General features: G+C 44.1%; 10 protein-coding genes and 1 pseudogene. All 11 read left to right on the top strand.

The window, feature by feature from the left end; translation table 11 throughout:
• The first annotated feature begins 1 nt into the window (after window position 1).
• On the top strand, window positions 2-4186 hold the full coding sequence (locus Hs20B_RS04025) for a SpaA isopeptide-forming pilin-related protein (RefSeq protein ID WP_172355882.1): 4185 nt from the start codon (window positions 2-4) through the stop codon (window positions 4184-4186).
• A 153-nt stretch (window positions 4187-4339) separates the two neighbouring features.
• The gene (ertB, locus tag Hs20B_RS04020; protein WP_172355880.1) at window positions 4340-5971 is read left to right on the top strand and encodes a thiourocanate hydratase; all 1632 of its coding nucleotides are present in this window, start codon (window positions 4340-4342) and stop codon (window positions 5969-5971) included.
• Window positions 5968-7104: a thiohydantoin desulfurase gene (gene ertC, locus Hs20B_RS04015; protein ID WP_172355878.1), complete on the top strand. Its 1137-nt coding sequence runs from the start codon at window positions 5968-5970 to the stop codon at window positions 7102-7104. The genes ertB and ertC overlap by 4 nt, the downstream gene beginning before the upstream one ends.
• Window positions 7094-8599: an aromatic amino acid lyase gene (locus tag Hs20B_RS04010; RefSeq protein ID WP_172355876.1), complete on the top strand. Its 1506-nt coding sequence runs from the start codon at window positions 7094-7096 to the stop codon at window positions 8597-8599. Before ertC ends, Hs20B_RS04010 begins: the two co-directional genes overlap by 11 nt.
• Window positions 8583-10124, top strand: coding sequence for an ABC transporter permease/substrate-binding protein (locus tag Hs20B_RS04005; RefSeq protein ID WP_172355874.1), 1542 nt, complete (start codon window positions 8583-8585; stop codon window positions 10122-10124). Before Hs20B_RS04010 ends, Hs20B_RS04005 begins: the two co-directional genes overlap by 17 nt.
• Window positions 10125-10841 (top strand): annotated as a pseudogene (locus Hs20B_RS04000) (ABC transporter ATP-binding protein); the annotation flags it as partial.
• Window positions 10842-11161: 320 nt separating this feature from the next.
• A complete protein-coding gene (locus tag Hs20B_RS03995) occupies window positions 11162-12601 on the top strand; it encodes an aminotransferase class I/II-fold pyridoxal phosphate-dependent enzyme (protein ID WP_172355870.1) in 1440 nt (479 codons plus the stop codon).
• A gap of 497 nt (window positions 12602-13098) precedes the next feature.
• Complete coding sequence (locus tag Hs20B_RS03985; protein ID WP_172355866.1) at window positions 13099-13368, top strand: type II toxin-antitoxin system Phd/YefM family antitoxin; 270 nt, start codon at window positions 13099-13101, stop codon at window positions 13366-13368.
• A complete protein-coding gene (locus Hs20B_RS03980; RefSeq protein ID WP_172355864.1) occupies window positions 13361-13615 on the top strand; it encodes a Txe/YoeB family addiction module toxin in 255 nt (84 codons plus the stop codon). Before Hs20B_RS03985 ends, Hs20B_RS03980 begins: the two co-directional genes overlap by 8 nt.
• 296 nt (window positions 13616-13911) lie before the next feature.
• The gene (codY, locus tag Hs20B_RS03975) at window positions 13912-14700 is read left to right on the top strand and encodes a GTP-sensing pleiotropic transcriptional regulator CodY (RefSeq protein WP_172355862.1); all 789 of its coding nucleotides are present in this window, start codon (window positions 13912-13914) and stop codon (window positions 14698-14700) included.
• Window positions 14701-14918: 218 nt separating this feature from the next.
• The gene (gene aspS, locus Hs20B_RS03970) at window positions 14919-16682 is read left to right on the top strand and encodes an aspartate--tRNA ligase (protein WP_172355860.1); all 1764 of its coding nucleotides are present in this window, start codon (window positions 14919-14921) and stop codon (window positions 16680-16682) included.
• The last annotated feature ends 31 nt before the right edge of the window (window positions 16683-16713 follow it).

Here is a 16713-nt window from a genome sequence, read left to right as displayed (position 1 = left end):
GATGATGAAAATTTTCAAAAATTGGCAGCAAAAGCTCATGCTTGCTACCATCCTAAGCACATATGTGTCGGGCTTTGGTGATCTGAAAATCACAGCAGATACGACTAATCCAGCAGGATCTTCTATCGCAAACACCCAGGGCGTGCCAAATAGCTTTGAGGTCAGAAACAACCTGCCTGATACTATCTCAGTGCCCGTCACGTATTTTGACCAAGCAGAAGATATTATCAACTATTCGGAAGGGTCAACTTGGCCTACACAAGCTGTCAAAAACTCGAACGCCCGATTTACAAGGTTTAAAGACGGCGTGATGTTCGAGGGTGGCGCCATTGTCGGTGATACGACGCGCCACGCTGGACTTGTCGCAGTAGATCTCGATGATGAGGGGCTGCCTGTACCTGCGGGGATTAACCGTCCTGCAAACAACGCCAAAGCGCAGATCAACTATGGTTGGGGTGCGACTGGGCTTGAGGGTACGCCGTTTTACCGCTGGTTCCACACGGCTTATCAGCCAGATGTTGACTCAACGGCCTATACGGCAGAAAATACAGGCGCAAACTCGCGTCAGGTCAGCCAGAAATACGATAGCAGTCTGTCGATGACAAAACAAACTGACGGGACTTACCAAGTCTCAAGCAATGCGTTTTATCCGCTTGACACCTACCGAAATGCTGGCGTCAACACCGGTGATACCGGTAATAACCCGAACAATAACCTGAACGGCAACGCGCATAACTTCAACTTTACCATGAAGATGGAAAAAGAGTTTACCTTCACAGGTGAGCGCGAAACCTTTAACTTTTCAGGGGATGATGATGTTTGGGTCTTTATCGACGGCAAATTGGTCGTGGATATCGGTGGACAGCACGAAAACACGGCAGGCAACTTTGTGATTAACGCTGATGGCACCATTGTTGCGGGGACTAACGCGACAACTGCCAACATCGCAAGCATTTCTCAAGGTCGCCACAAACTGAGTTTCTTCCTTGCTGAGCGCCACACGACGGAGTCAAACTTTACCCTGACGACGTCGCTTCTCGCACCAGAGGTGACAACGTTGAAAGAGGGCGTGCGTGACAGTGAAAATCCTGAGATTTTCCATTATACGGCGGCTGTTGTCAACCAAGACCCGAAAAATACGGTCAGCCTTGACAAGATCGCCGACTACATGAATCTCGGTGATAACTATGATGCAAATGGTGTCTTCCTTGATTTCAACGATGGTGCTGATGACGGCGTGAGCCTTCTGAGCTATTCAGTTGGAGACTCGCCTGAGCGTCACACGGCGATTGTCGATGCGCAAAGCGGTCAGATTAAGATTGACGGCAGCAATGAAGCGGGCAGGATTACTATTCCGGCTGGCGGATATGTGACATTTTACTATGACATTGACCTCAGCAAGGACTTGGGTCTAGGCACGCAGGATACCTATCAGAACAATCAGCTTTACAATAAATTCACGGCTCACGTGCGCTCAAATGACGGGATCGGGATGGCGAACGCTTCAGATTCAGAAGTTGTCTTGATTGCAAACGTTGCGATTACAAATAATGTTGCGACGACTAAAACACGTCCGACAACGCTTGACAATGTAGCTGCACTTGATTTTGCACCAGAAAAAGACGTGACTTATGGCGACTATCTGGTCTACAAGGTCGATCTGACGAAAAACTCAAACTCAAACACGGTAAATGGTCTCTTGAAAGGTGCCCTTGACACATCAGTGGCAGGAAAATATTATCGTGTGGACAATGGCAATCTCGTTGAAGTCGGAACTGATCTTAACACGAGCTTCTCGCTACATGACACGGCGACCTACTACTTTATCAGTGATGTACCCATTACAAGCTACCAAGACGTGACTTATCAGCTGGTCGCAAGTGCTGAGCCAACGTCACTCAATGACTGGGAGTCGTGTGACGCCGCAGCCATTGCGACACCGAAAAAAGCTGAGCTTACGATCAACTATCACTTGGATAGTGTGGCACATCTGCATGACGGCTATGCCTATCCAGACGAGTCATCGCTATTAGTTGGCACGCCAAGCGACAAGTTTACGTTTTATAACGAAAGCTATGCAGATGCTATGACGGCTATCCCTGCACTTGCTGCTCTCCCAGCTGGCTATTCGCCACACGTGACGAATCCAGATATAACGGCAAACTTTGTCTTACAGGAAGGTCAAAATACTGTTGACTTTATCTTGAAAGCCTACACGCTGAAAATCGTCAAGACCACATTTGGCTTCCGGCAACTTCTCGATGGTAGTGAGTTTTCACTAGAAAACACGACGACACATCAGACGCAGACGGTTATTCCAGGTGATGAAGGTGTCTTTCTTGACCTTGCTGATGGTGATTATCGCCTAACAGAAACGATTTCACCGACGAATTATCAGCTGCGCGAAGACGCGATTGCATTTACAGTAACAAATGGTGTTTTAAGCATTAACGACGGCCAAACCGATAGCAAAACAGGTGCCGGCATTCGCTGGAACAATACGACAAGCACGCTTGAAATCGCAAACGGTCTGTTGAGTGATGTGATCTCGATTCGCAAAGTCGGTGCTCGCACGGATAACGGTAGTCGCGTTGGCATCGCTGGTGCTGAGTTTAAAGTTTACGGTGAACCTGATGATTCTGCGGGTTCAGACGACTATTTTAAGGCAGTAGATAAAGATAGCAAGCTTGGTGGGACTGAGTATGACACACTTAGTGAAGCCAGGTCAGCTGCAGCCAGTCTGCCTGCAGGTCAGCTTAACATTGCTGACTTGACACCAGGTCGCTGGATACTTGAAGAAACTAAAACGCCAGACGGATATGAAGATGCTGTTGGCGAAAAAACTTACTTCATTGTTGAAAAAAATGAAAATGATGCAGATGAAGGGCATACGCTTCATGTGACTCTGACAGATAGCACGTTTACGCCACTTGCAGATGCAAGTGATAACGGCAGTAACATGGCCTATGCACCGAGTGGTCTGACACGCACGATCGAAGTGATCAATACACTTAAAACATTTCCTATCAAGGCAATCAAGCTGTCAGAAGACGCTGTGACGCCACTTGCTGGGGCAAGTTTCCAGCTGACAGGTGCGACAAATGAAGGCATCGCAATCACACCGAGTGACATCGCAGTAACGGATGAATCAGGTGAGCTTGCTCTGCCAAATCTTGCGCCGGGTAGATACGTGCTACATGAAACGGGTGCGCCGCAAGGCTATGCACCACTTAGCGAAAACATCTACTTTACCGTAGCGGTCGATGGCACACTTTCAGAGTCATCTCAAAGTGCAGGCATCGACTCAAATGGCACGCTCTACATCATCAATAACTTCAATACCTATGACGTTCTAATCAATAAAGTAGACGCGTTAGGCAAGAAACTGTCAGGTGCGAGTTTTGGTATCGCGACGGCATCTGATGGCTTGCAAAATGCTTATACAGCTGACGGCGAACGACTCGTTTCTGCAATATCGGATACGATTGTGACCACAGGCGATAGCAATCTCAAGTTTGTCGGACTCAAACCTGGCACTTATGAGATTGAAGAAAAAGACGTACCGACAGGATTTGCGAAAATTGATAATTTCTTTATCAAAGTTGCACTTGACGGGACAGTTACACTTGTGACTGACATCACGGGAACAACGCTAGCTAGTCCTCCTGACGTTAGCCTTGAAAACAACGTCATTGAAGTTGTTAATCAGACGAAAAACTTTACATTGACCGTGACGAAAACAGATAGCATTTCTGATGAACCGCTGGTCGGTGTTGAGTTTACACTGACAAAATCAGGCGAGTCTGACGACATTTTCAAAGCAGTGACGACAGGGGCAAACGCCTCTATCGAGACGCAAAATCTGGCACCTGGCACTTATACACTCGCTGAAACAGGGACAAAAATCGGCTATGCCGAGCTAAATGTGCCAAGTGTTGATTTTACGATCAACGCTGACGGAACGGTTAGCTTCCCTGACGATGCGGTGACGGGTATCTGGTGGCAGTTTAGCACGAGTACGCACGGCGGTAGTAACCAAAACCAGATCAAGGTTGCGGTTAAAAATCAACCGCTTGGCTTGTTACCAGCAACTGGTGGCAATGGCCTTGCTGCTCTGATGATGATAGCCTTTGTTGCCCTCGCAACAAGCGCAGGCCTCATGATCCTAAAACGCCAACAAGGTTAAACATGCAAAAATCTCTGATTTAGATAAAATCAGGGATTTTTTGTTTTAGAGCTGATAAAAAATTTCAATGGTGTCATAAAAAATCGTGAACACGAAACATGCTATTCTCACGGTATAATAATGTTTATCAAACTGAGCAGGTGGGAGAAAATCATGGCAATAACAGCAGCGCGCGGGACAGAACTTAGGGCAAAAGGATGGCGTCAGGAGGCGCTTTTACGCCTGTTAGAAAATAACCTTGAAAATGGTGAAAATCCTGATGAATTGGTTGTTTACGGGTCTATTGGAAAGGCAGCGCGTGACTGGAAAAGCTACGACGCGATTGTTGCTATTTTGAAAACGATTGAAGAAGATGAGACACTGATCATCCAGTCAGGAAAGCCGATTGGTGTGATTCCGACACACAAAAAAGCGCCGATTGTCATCATGGCAAATGGTAATATCGTCGGGCACTGGGCAACGAGTGCAGAATTTTATAAACTTTATGATCAAAATCTGACCATGTGGGGCGGTCTGACGGCTGGCGATTGGCAGTATATCGGCAGCCAGGGTGTCATTCAAGGGACGTATGAGATTTTTAAGGCAATTGCGCGCGAACATTTTTCTGGGGATCTCGCAGGTAAGTTTATCTTGAGCGCTGGTCTTGGTGGCATGAGTGGTGCTCAGCCACTTGCGGGTGTACTTGCGGGCGCTGCCATTCTCGTTGTTGAAGTGGACGAAGAAAAGGCGGACAAGCGGATTGCGACGGGATTTTTGCAGAAAAAGACGACAGATTTATCGCAGGCGCTTGCTTGGATTCGTGAGGCGCAGGCGCAGAAAGCAGCGATTTCAGTTGGTTTGATTGGCAACGCCGCGGACATCTATACGCAGTTACTGGACTCAGGTGTTATTCCTGATATTGTGACCGACCAAACTGCGGCGCATGATCTGCTTTATGGCTATGTGCCAAGTAACATCGCGCTTTCTGAGATTGCGCAGCTGCGTAAGGAAGATCCTGATTTCGTGATTGATTCTGCTGGCAAGGCGATTGCTAAGGAAGTTGCAGCGATATTGGCTTTCCAAAAAGCAGGCAGTATCGTTTTTGACAATGGAAACAACATTCGCACGCAGGCAAAAGCTTATGGTGTTGACAAGGCGTTTGACATTCCGATTTTTACAGAAGCCTTCTTGCGGCCACTGTTTGAGCGGGCGATTGGGCCATTTCGCTGGGTTGCACTATCTGGGGATCAGGCAGACATTCAAAAAATTGATCAGTTTTTACTGAAAAATTTTGCGGATAATCCAATCGTGACAGACTGGATTCGTCTGGCTGAAAAAAATGTCCCTGTTCAGGGCTTGCCAGCACGGATTTGTTGGCTAGGGCATACAGAACGTAGCCGTCTAGCTGTCGCGGTCAATGATATGGTAGCAAACGGCGAGATTGGACCAGTAGCTTTCACCCGAGATCACCTTGACGCTGGGGCTATGACGCATCCAAATATTATGACGGAAAATTTGCAAGATGGTTCAGATGCTATATCTGACTGGCCTTTGCTAAATGCTTTGGTGGCGACGAGTTCGCAGGCTGATCTGGTTGCCATCCATGCAGGTGGCGGTGGCTATGCTGGCTATATGCAGTCGGCTGGGCTTACAATCACTGCTGATGGCACAAAAGCTGCACGCGAACGCTTGCTATCAGCCATTGACAATGATACAAGAACGGGCTTGCTGCGCTACGCTGATGCGGGTTATGCCGGAGCAAAAGAAGAAATCGCAAAACATGAAGTGAGACGAGTAGATTTATGAGAAAACTGACGAGAGAAGATGTGCTTGCTGCCGTTGAAGGCGGGAGTGTTTATGCAAGTGGTGGCGGTGCTTTTTATGCACACGGCCTTGAGATGGGGAATGCTGCTTTGAGTTTGGGAGATGTTAATCTCGTAAGTCTTGATGAGCTTTCTGATGACGATATTATTCTGACGCAAACGGCGATTGGTGCACCAGGCGGTACGACAGATTGGCAGATGACGGGGCGAGACTATATTCGTGCAGTTGAGCTTGTCAAAGAAAAGTATGAGTCAAAATATAACGGCAAAATCGTTGGTCTCATGACGCCACAAAACGGAAAATCTAGCTCAACTAACGGCTGGATTTCAGCTGCTGCACTTGATTTATTTATCGTTGATGCGACTGGTGATATTCGGGCGCATCCAACAGGTGAAATGGGCGATATGGGGATCAACTCGGATCTGAGTTATCGAACGATTCAGGCGGCCGTTGGTGGGAAAAAGGAAACTGGACGCTATACGGAAGTGCTTGTTGAGGGGCTATCAAAACATACCTCGAAAATCTTGCGTACGGCAAGTGATCAGTCAGGTGGCTTTATCGCAACGGCGCGTCATCCACTGACTGTCAAATATATCAAAGAAAATGGTGTTGTCGGCGGTCTGTCTACCGCGATTGCACTAGGACACGAGATTATCAAGTCGAAAAAACGCGGTCCCAAGGCAGTGATTAACAAGATTGTCAAAAAGACGCAGGGCGAGATCATTGCAAGCGGTCGTGTTGTTGAAAAAAATGTTAACTACACAAACGAAGCCTTTGACATTGGGACCATCACCGTTGAGGATGCAACGAGTAAGAAACGCGTGATACTTCATGTGCAAAATGAATTTATGGCGATTGATGACGAGGCAGGTAACCGTTTGTCGACTTATCCGGATGTGGAGACGGTTTTCAAAGCTAGCACTGCTTTTCCATTGTCGACAAATGAGATAGAGGTTGGCGAGGAAGTAGTTGTGTTCAAGATCGACAAGCAGTTTCTGCCACTTTCGACAGGTGTCAAAGATCCTGCAGTCTATCCAGATGTGGAGCGGGCGCTGAATATCTCGCTTTATGACCATAGTTTTCCAAACTCATTAAAGGAGCAGCATGATGACTGAGACTTTAACGCTAGATGGTTTTACTCTGACGATTGCCACTTTGATCGCAGCAACACATAGTCATCATGTGCAGGTGAGTTTAAGTGCAACTGCACTAGAAAAGGCGCAGAAAGCACACGCGATTGTGCAGGCTGCGGTGCATGGTGACGCGCTGATTTATGGCCTAAATACAGGCGTCGGTCAAAATAAAGATAAGAAAATAGCACCGGATCAGATGGCAGATTTCAACCGTGATTTGATCTATTCGCACCTGGTTGCGGTGGGAGATAATGTGTCTGAACTCGTTGCGCGTGCGACTTTGATCATCAAGCTCAATGCCTATTTGCGTGCCTGCTCAGGCGTGTCGTTAGAGTTGATAGAGTTACTTAAAGTTTTGGTCGAAAAAAATATCACACCAGTCATGAAAAAAACGTCATCACTGGGAGAGTCAGACCTAGGAACTCTTGCCTTTGTTGGGCTAGTCGTGATTGGCGAAGGGGAGGTTTACTATCAAGGTGTAATCCGAAAAACAGCTGACGTTTTTGCTGCACTTGCGATAGAACCACTGAAATTGGGCGCAAAAGAGGGCTTGAGCATTGTAAGCTCAAACGCCTATTCGCAGGCGCAAGCTGCTTTTGTCAGTTATCAAAGCCATCAGTTTGTTGACCAGCTTGAGCAGATCTATGCGCTGAGCATGGAGGGCTTTGATGCCAATAGCAACTTGCTTGTCCAGTCGCATCCCAGAACAACCAGATTTACTGGCCTTGCAAGAACGACTGAAAATGTTTTGAAGCACCTAGAAAATTCCTACTTACTTGACGGGCACAAGCGGACCTATATTCAGGATCCATTATCTTTCCGTAATTTTACGAGTGTGGCGGGAGCTTTCAGGGATAATCTGACCTATTTTAGTCGCCATGTGACAGAAAGTCTGCAGGTTTCTGACGAGAATCCCTATGTTGATCACACGTCAGAACAGATTTATTCAACGGCAAACTATGATACGACAGCTCTTGCACTTGCAGCGCAGTTATTATCGAGTTCTTATGTTCAGCTGGCAAGATTATCAGCCTTTCGGATTTTCAAGCTGGCTGATAGTCAGGTGACAGGGCTACCACGTTTTTTAGCTGCCAATGAACAAATGCTAGGCTTTCAAACGGTGCAAAAAACGGTTGCAACGCTTGATGTGACCATACAAGATTTGGCAAGCCCAATCGCACAAAATTTTTATGCGATTTCCTCAGGCGTGGAAGACTATGCGACCAATTTGCCCGAAATCTTGCAGAAAATCGAAGCTATTCTTGAACAATTTAGCTATTTATCTGCGATAGAGCTGATTCACAGCACGCAGGCGATAGATTTGCGAAAATTGACGACGGAAAACTTGCAATTAGGCAAAAAAACACAGGTGTTGTATGACAAAGTACGTGTGCTGTCACCATTTTTTGACCATGACCGAAATATCTCACTCGATATTACATTACTAAAAAAGGAGCTTTATGAGCCAATTATTTAAGACCATTTCTGAGCGAAGAGGCGATATTGTCACGGCTGTTTTCGAGCATTTGACGATTTCATTTTTTGCACTTTTGATTGCCAGTGTGATTGCGATTTTTCTGGCAATCGTACTTAGCCATCATAAACGAACAGCTGGTATTGTATTGCAGATCACGAGTATCTTGCAGACGATTCCATCGCTTGCGCTTTTGGGGCTACTGATTCCACTTGTCGGGATTGGTACGATTCCAGCCCTGATTGCGCTTGTGATTTATGCCTTATTGCCTATTTTTCAAAATACTTTTGTCGGGCTTTCGCAGATCGATCCTAGTTTATCAGAAGCTGCGGATGCTTTTGGCTTATCAAGGCTGCAAAAGCTGATTAAACTTGAGATTCCGCTTGCTTTGCCTGTGATTGTATCGGGCGTCAGAACGGCGTTAGTTTTGATCATCGGGACGGCGACACTCGCCGCCTTGATTGGTGCTGGCGGACTTGGTACTTTCATACTTTTAGGGATTGATCGCAATGATACAAATTTAATTATTATTGGTGCGGTTTTATCGGCTTTACTTGCTATTATTTTTTCAGCCCTAATTGGCTTTATGCAGAAGAAACGACCAATTGTTGCGGTCATCTCGCTTTTGAGTTTGACAGTTGTTTTAGGCGGGATTAGCCTTGCACAAAGCGATATTTTTAAACCAAAAGTCAAAGAAAACATTGTCATTGCAGGAAAACTCGGCAGTGAGCCAGAAATTTTGATCAATATGTATAAAGATTTGATTGAGGCACAGGATAAAAATGTGACCGTGACGCTCAAGCCGAATTTTGGCAAGACCACCTTTTTGTTCAATGCCCTCAAATCTGATAAAATCGATATCTATCCAGAGTTTACAGGGACAGTACTTGAAAGCATTGTCAAGGTGCCTGAAAATGAGAAAGGCAAAGTTTTCTCGTCAGAAGCGACGTATCAAAAAGGTAAGAAATTGCTCAAGTCTCAGTTTGACATGGACTTTTTGAAGCCGATGAGCTACCAAAACACCTATGCTGTTGCTGTTAAGAAATCATTTGCCAAGGCAAATCACTTGACGACCATTTCAGATCTCAAAGCCATTCAGGACAAGGTGAAAGCTGGATTCACACTAGAATTTATTGATCGCGGGGATGGTTACAAAGGGATTCAAAGCAAGTATGGTGAAAACTTTGCCAGCGTGAGCAGCATGGAGCCTGCGCTTCGCTATCAAGCCATCAACAGTGGCGCCGTCAATGTGATTGATGCCTATTCAACTGATAGCGAGATCAAGCGTTATGATCTGGTTGTTTTGAAAGATGATAAACAGCTGTTTCCGCCTTATCAAGGAGCACCAATCTTGAAAGCAGATTTTGCTAAGGCGCATCCAAAGATTGTCAAGGCGCTGAACAAACTTGCAGGCAAGATTTCTGAAAGTGACATGAGCGAGATGAACTATGATGTGGCTGTCAAGAAAGTTTCAGCTGAAAAAGTCGCACAAGACTATCTTGAAAAACATGGATTATTGGAGAAATAAATGACAGATATTATCAAATTTGACAAGGTTTCGAAAATTTTTGAGGGTAAAAAGGTGATTGATTCACTTGATTTGACCATTGAAAAAGGTGAGTTTTTTGTCATAGTAGGTCCCAGTGGTAGCGGGAAAACAAGCACGCTAAAGATGATCAATGCCCTTGTCGCACCTGACGAAGGGGATGTTTATTTTGAAAATAAGCGGATCATTGATTATGATCTCAAAAAGCTGCGCCTCAAGGTAGGCTATGTGTTGCAGCAGATTGCGCTCTTTCCAAATTTAAACATTCAGCAAAATATCGAGCTGATTCCAGAAATTTTGGGTTGGTCAAAAGACAAGCGTCAGGCGCGTAGTTTGGAATTACTTGAAAAAGTTAAGCTGGACGCGACGTATCTGAAGCGGTTGCCAAGCGAACTTTCAGGGGGCGAGCAGCAGCGTGTTGGCATATTGCGCGCCATAGCTGCGGATCCTGATGTGATCATCATGGATGAGCCATTTAGTGCGCTTGATCCGATTTCACGTAATAACTTGCAGGAGTTGGTGCTTGATATTCACGAAAATCTTGGCACGACCATTGTGTTTGTGACGCATGATATGAAAGAGGCACAGCGACTGGGAGACCGGATAGCAGTAATGCAAGAAGGCAAGCTGCTTCAGTGTGCCAGTCCAGATGAGATTCGGGAGCATCCGGCAAATGACTTTGTAAAATCATTTTTTGAATAAATCAAAATCTCTGAGTAAAATCAGGGATTTTTTCGTATGTAAAAGTATGACTAAACAAGACGATATCACCTTTCTACGCCATTACCAGCACAAACGATTTCATACATTTCGGGAAATTGAGCGTTTTGCTAGCATTTACAAGCGGGTCCAAAGATCAAATATTAGTCAAACAAGCCGCAAGCCAATGGCAATCAGAGAGCAAGAACTCTATGATCTGATAAGAAAAAATCAAGTGCTGAGCAAATGACAATCTGACTTGACGCCGCACAAAAAAAGTAGTAAACTAACGTTAGTCTAAATTGACTAACGAGGTGCAAATGGACATAAAACAAAATTTAATACGATTAAGAGAAAAAGCAGGCTTTAGCCAGGCGGAAGTCGCAAGGAAACTAGGCGTCTCTAAGCCGTCTTACTGGGCGTGGGAAAAAGGGAACGCCAAACCAAAAGAAAAAAGTCTCAAAAAAATTGCCACATTATATCAAGTAGATTTGAGTGAATTGACGGCTGAAACTAACGGAGCTAACGAAACGGTAGAAAAAAAGATGAAAGTATTTGAAAAATCAGATAAACTTGAACATGTGGCCTATGATATCCGTGGTCCAGTGTTGGATGAAGCCAATCGCATGCGGGCAAATGGCGAGAAAATTTTACGTCTAAATACGGGTAATCCTGCGGAATTTGGCTTTACAGCGCCTGATGAGGTTATCCGTGATCTGATCATGAATGCGCGTGATAGCGAAGGTTATTCTGACAGCAAGGGCATTTTCAGTGCACGCAAGGCAATCATGCAATACTGTCAGGTGCAAGGTTTTCCAAACGTCGATGTTGAGGATATTTACACAGGAAATGGTGTGAGTGAGTTGATTTCTATGTCAATGAACGGTCTTTTGAATACCGGTGATGAAGTTCTTGTACCTATGCCTGACTATCCGCTTTGGACGGCGTCGATCAGCCTTGCTGGCGGAAATGCTGTGCATTATCTATGTGATGAGTCTGCCGAATGGTACCCAGATATTGCGGATATCAAGTCAAAAATCACATCAAATACCAAAGCGATTGTCATCATCAATCCTAATAATCCGACGGGAGCTGTTTATCCACGTGAGGTTCTGATGGACATTGTTGACGTTGCGCGTCAGAACGATCTGATCATCTTTTCTGATGAGATATACGATCGCATCATCATGGACGGCATCAAACACATCCCGATTGCAACACTGGCGCCAGATCTATTTGTTGTGACCATGAATGGTCTGTCAAAATCACATCGTATCGCTGGATTCCGCGTTGGCTGGATGGTCTTATCAGGCGACAAATCTCGCGTCAAAGGCTATATAGAAGGTCTTGACATGCTTGCCAATATGCGGCTTTGCTCAAATGTTCTTGCCCAACACGTCGTGCAAACGTCGCTTGGTGGCACGCAGTCTGTCGATGAACTATTATTACCCGGCGGTCGGATCTATGAGCAACGTGAGTTTATCTACAAAGCCATGAACGAAATCCCTGGCATTTCAGCAGTTAAGCCCAAAGCGGCCTTTTATATCTTTCCAAAGATTGATACAACCATGTACAATATCCACGATGACGAGCAATTTGTGCTTGATTTTCTCAAACAAGAAAAAGTCATGCTGGTCCATGGTCGTGGGTTTAACTGGAAAGATCCTGACCATTTTCGTATCGTTTACATGCCAAGGGTCGATGAACTCGCACAGATTCAAGAAAAAATGACACGTTTTTTGGCGAAATACAAACAGTAAAATGTAAAATGACGTTAGTTACCCCTTATAGAAAATTCTAAAAACATATTGGATATTGAGCAAGCTCAAAGCTAAAAAAAGGGAAGACAACTGATGTGCCCCCCAAAAAAAAAAGCTAGACTTTTGAAATCAAGTATTTGTTACTTGATTTTTTTATTATTTTGAATCAGCTAAACAGTATTGAATTGAACTCATCCAGTTCGTTTTTTTTGATTCGTTTCGTTTCATATTTTTGCGCAATTAGCCACAAGCTATCACCAGATTTCACAGTGTGGTTTTCAGCAAAAGCCTTATCAGAAAAATACCAGTCGTTACTGCTGGATAAACCATTGTTAAAGCAAAGGACTACTTATCATAGACGAAAAAGTACAAGAAGTTAATGAAACACTACGCATTTAAAAATTAGCGAAAACAACTTTGTAGAAGCCGTCTTCATTTGAAAATGTACGCTATATGTGCTATAATTAAGTACATAAAAAGATAGGTGGAACAGAATCATGGCTATTACAGCGACAACGCCAACAAACATAAGAAAAAATATCTTTTCGATATTAGCAGATGTGACAGAAAACGATACAGAACTTCATATCGTCAATTCCAAAGGAAAAAATGCCGTACTGATCTCAGAAAGCAGCTTAAATTCCCTAAATGAGACACTCCATTTGTTAAGCTCAAAAAGTAACCGCAACCGATTAGATAGCGCCATGGCACAATTTAATCAAGGTAAGGGAGCGAACCACGATATAATTGAGGTAGAAGATGATTAAGCTATGGTCTGATGAGGCATGGGAAGATTATCTCTATTGGCAACGTGAAGATAAGAAAACACTAAAGCGCATTAACTTGCTAATCAAAGACATTGATAGAACACCTTATACAGGGCTTGGAAAACCAGAGCCTCTAAAATATAACTTGACGAACTACTGGTCTAGGAAAATAACAAGTGAACATCGTTTAGTTTATCGAATATCAGATGATGGTATGGAAATCTTGCAATGTCGCTATCACTACTAATATCAGCTGCTCAAGCGTTTATACAATCGTCAACCAGCTAATCAGGTTTCAAGGGCCTGCCGTTTGATGTTGTGCGTGAAATATCAATATAGAAAATTCACTGAAGTGAAAAAGAGTCATTGCCAGTAGAAATTTCTCAAGCAACTAAATTTGACAATTCCAAACTGAATAATCTCCCATAAGTAAACTAAATTGTTTTCAAGATAAAAACAATAAATAATTTTCTGAATATTGTTGCTTTTACGGATTTGAACTGTTATAATGAAAGTATCAAAACTTTCAAAAATAGGAGAAGTATGGCTACTTTATTAGAAAAAACAAGAAAAATCACAGCTATTCTGCAGGAAGGACTCAATGATTATCATGACGAATTGCCTTACAATGGCTTGTCAGAACGTCTTTCAGCCGTAATCGACTGTAACTCAGTTGTCATTGATGGCAAAGGCCAAGTTTTAGGATATGCAATGCCTTATAAAACAAACAACGACCGTGTTGAAGCCATGTTTGCTGAACGTAAACTAACAACAGAATACGTTCAAGCGGCATCACGTACTTATGATACAGAGGCTAATTTGCCTGCTGATGCAACCTTGTCACTTTACCCGCAAGAGGTCATCCAGGATTTTCCGGAAGGTAAAACAACAGTCGCACCCATCTATGGTAGCGGTCTGCGTCTAGGTACTTTTGTCATCTGGCGCAATGAAGAAAGTTTTACTGAGGAAGATCTAGTCTTGGTTGAGCTTGCAACGACGGTCATCGGGATCCAACTGTCTAACCTGCAAATCGAGTTGATGGAAGAAAATATCCGTAAAAATGCCGCTGTCAATATGGCGGTTAGTACCCTGTCCTTCTCTGAAATGAAGGCTGTTAAAGCCATTTTGGAAGAACTTGGTGGCGATGAAGGCCGCTTGACGGCGTCAGTAATTGCTGATAAAATTGGTATTACCCGTTCAGTTATCGTAAATGCTTTGCGCAAACTTGAGTCAGCTGGGATTATCGAGTCACGTTCGCTTGGTATGAAAGGCACTTACTTGAAAGTTGTCAACAAAGGCATCTACGAAAAACTTGAAGGTCGTAACTTCTAAAAAAATAGCAGTAAACAAGATAATATCAGCTAAGAGAGCGCCTGGTGCTGAAAATGGCGTCTGATAATTTTGTCGAAAAACACTATTTTAATCCAACTCAATAACGTAAAATAAGGTTGTCAATTCTGACAACGAATTAAGGTGGCACCACGAATTTCGTCCTTTTCTGACGAGATTTGTGGTGCGCTTTTTTATCACAAAATGATAAGGAAAAAAAGATGAGAACAAAAGCAACACAGACGATTTCAAAACTAGGTGAAACACTCACGGTTAAAGGCTGGGTCAATTCACGGCGAGACCATGGTGGCGTGATTTTTATCGATTTGCGTGATTATTCAGGACTTTTACAGGTTGTTATTCAGCCTGAAAATGTGGCTAATTTTGAAGCAGCTGAGCATTTGCGTGATGAGTACGCAATTTCAGTGACAGGGATCTTGCGCGCCCGTGGTGAAGGCCTTAAAAATCCTAATCTTGTCACAGGTGATGTTGAGCTTGTGGCTGAGCGTTTTGAGATTCTAAACGCCTCACAACCACTCCCAATCTCACTAAACGAAGCCAATAAATCAAGTGAAGACTTGCGTTTGAAATATCGTTATCTGGATTTGCGTCGTCCGAAAATGCAGGAGACTTTGAAACAACGGGCAAAATACCTGTCGTTTATCCGTCGTTTTATGGAAGACCAAGAATTTTTGGAAGTTCAAACGCCGATTCTCGCAAATTCATCTCCAGAAGGTGCGCGTGATTTCTTGATTCCAAGCCGTTTGCAAGCTGGTAAATTTTACGCATTGCCACAAGCCCCACAACAGTTCAAACAGTTGCTTATGGTTGGTGGCATTGACAAATACTATCAAATTGCGCCATGTTTCCGCGACGAAGATCCGCGTGCTGACCGTCTTTATGGTGATTTTTATCAACTTGACTTGGAGCGTGCCTTTGTCGAAGATGGCGAAGAAATCCGCTCTGAGATGGAAGTTTTGATCCAAAATTTGGTCAAGGATTTTGCCGGAAAAGAGCTTGTCACGACTGAAATTCCACGTATTTCCTATGAAGATGCCATGAATATCTACGGTAGCGATAAGCCTGACTTGCGTTTCGGTATGACTTTGATTGACCTTGACGAAACGCTTGCAAATACTGAGTTTGCAGTCTTCAAAAATGCGAAAAAAGTCAAAGCTATTGCTGTCAAAGGCGCAGCGAGCATGACACGTTCACAGATTGACAATTTCACTGAAATTGCCAAAAAAGAAGGTGCTGGCGGCCTTGCTTACCTGACTTATGTGGACGGCGGCATCAAATCACCGATTGCTAAGTTCTTGAGTGAGACGGAACTTGCTGAAATCACTGAAAAAACTGGTGCTGAAGATGGCGATATTGTCTTCTTTGGTGCGGGAAAACCGGCTGTTGTCAATCGTGTGCTGGGTCGCATGCGTAATGAATTTGCTGACTTTTATGATCTGAAAGATAAAAATAAAGTCGCACTTTGCTGGGTGGTTGATTTTCCATTTTACGAGTTTGACGAAAGCAACCGCAAAGTCGACTTTGGTCACAATCCATTTTCAATGCCAAAAGGTGGCGTGAAGGCACTAGAAAGTGCTAAAACAGATGCTGATAAACTTGCAATCAAAGCCGATCAGTTTGACATGGTCATGAATGGCTATGAGATCAGTTCTGGTGCGGTTCGTAACTACAATCCCGAGGTCATGTATAAGGCTTTTGAAGTGCTTGGCTATGACAAATTCTTTGTTGAGCAAAAATTCGGCGCTATGCTTGAAGCCTTCAAATTTGGTGCGCCACCGCATGCTGGCTGTGCTTTTGGCTTGGAACGTATTTTCATGGTGTTGACTGGCGAAGATAATATTCGTGAAGTTGTTGCCTTTCCAAAAAGTGCTGCCGGTGTTGACTTGATGATGGATTCGCCAAGCGACGTTGATCCAAAACAATTGAATGAGTTGAAATTACAGCTGGATATTGATTTTGAGTGAGATAGCTTGAGCGAAATGCGATAAAAACTGG

The sequence above is a fragment of the Pseudolactococcus insecticola genome (assembly GCF_011170065.1).
GTDB classification, from domain to species: Bacteria; Bacillota; Bacilli; order Lactobacillales; family Streptococcaceae; genus Pseudolactococcus; species Pseudolactococcus insecticola.
Note: the sequence above shows the minus strand (reverse complement) of the source record. Positions and strands in the feature narration are given on the sequence as shown.

What these genes read in the sequence shown, in the direction of transcription:
- Hs20B_RS03995 (WP_172355870.1), top strand. Translation starts at nt 11,162, where the DNA reads ATGGACATAAAACAAAATTTAATACGATTAAGAGAAAAAGCAGGCTTT.
- aspS (WP_172355860.1), top strand. Translation starts at nt 14,919, where the DNA reads ATGAGAACAAAAGCAACACAGACGATTTCAAAACTAGGTGAAACACTC.
- Hs20B_RS03985 (WP_172355866.1), top strand. Translation starts at nt 13,099, where the DNA reads ATGGCTATTACAGCGACAACGCCAACAAACATAAGAAAAAATATCTTT.
- codY (WP_172355862.1), top strand. Translation starts at nt 13,912, where the DNA reads ATGGCTACTTTATTAGAAAAAACAAGAAAAATCACAGCTATTCTGCAG.
- Hs20B_RS04010 (WP_172355876.1), top strand. Translation starts at nt 7,094, where the DNA reads ATGATGACTGAGACTTTAACGCTAGATGGTTTTACTCTGACGATTGCC.
- ertC (WP_172355878.1), top strand. Translation starts at nt 5,968, where the DNA reads ATGAGAAAACTGACGAGAGAAGATGTGCTTGCTGCCGTTGAAGGCGGG.
- ertB (WP_172355880.1), top strand. Translation starts at nt 4,340, where the DNA reads ATGGCAATAACAGCAGCGCGCGGGACAGAACTTAGGGCAAAAGGATGG.
- Hs20B_RS04005 (WP_172355874.1), top strand. Translation starts at nt 8,583, where the DNA reads ATGAGCCAATTATTTAAGACCATTTCTGAGCGAAGAGGCGATATTGTC.
- Hs20B_RS03980 (WP_172355864.1), top strand. Translation starts at nt 13,361, where the DNA reads ATGATTAAGCTATGGTCTGATGAGGCATGGGAAGATTATCTCTATTGG.
- Hs20B_RS04025 (WP_172355882.1), top strand. Translation starts at nt 2, where the DNA reads ATGATGAAAATTTTCAAAAATTGGCAGCAAAAGCTCATGCTTGCTACC.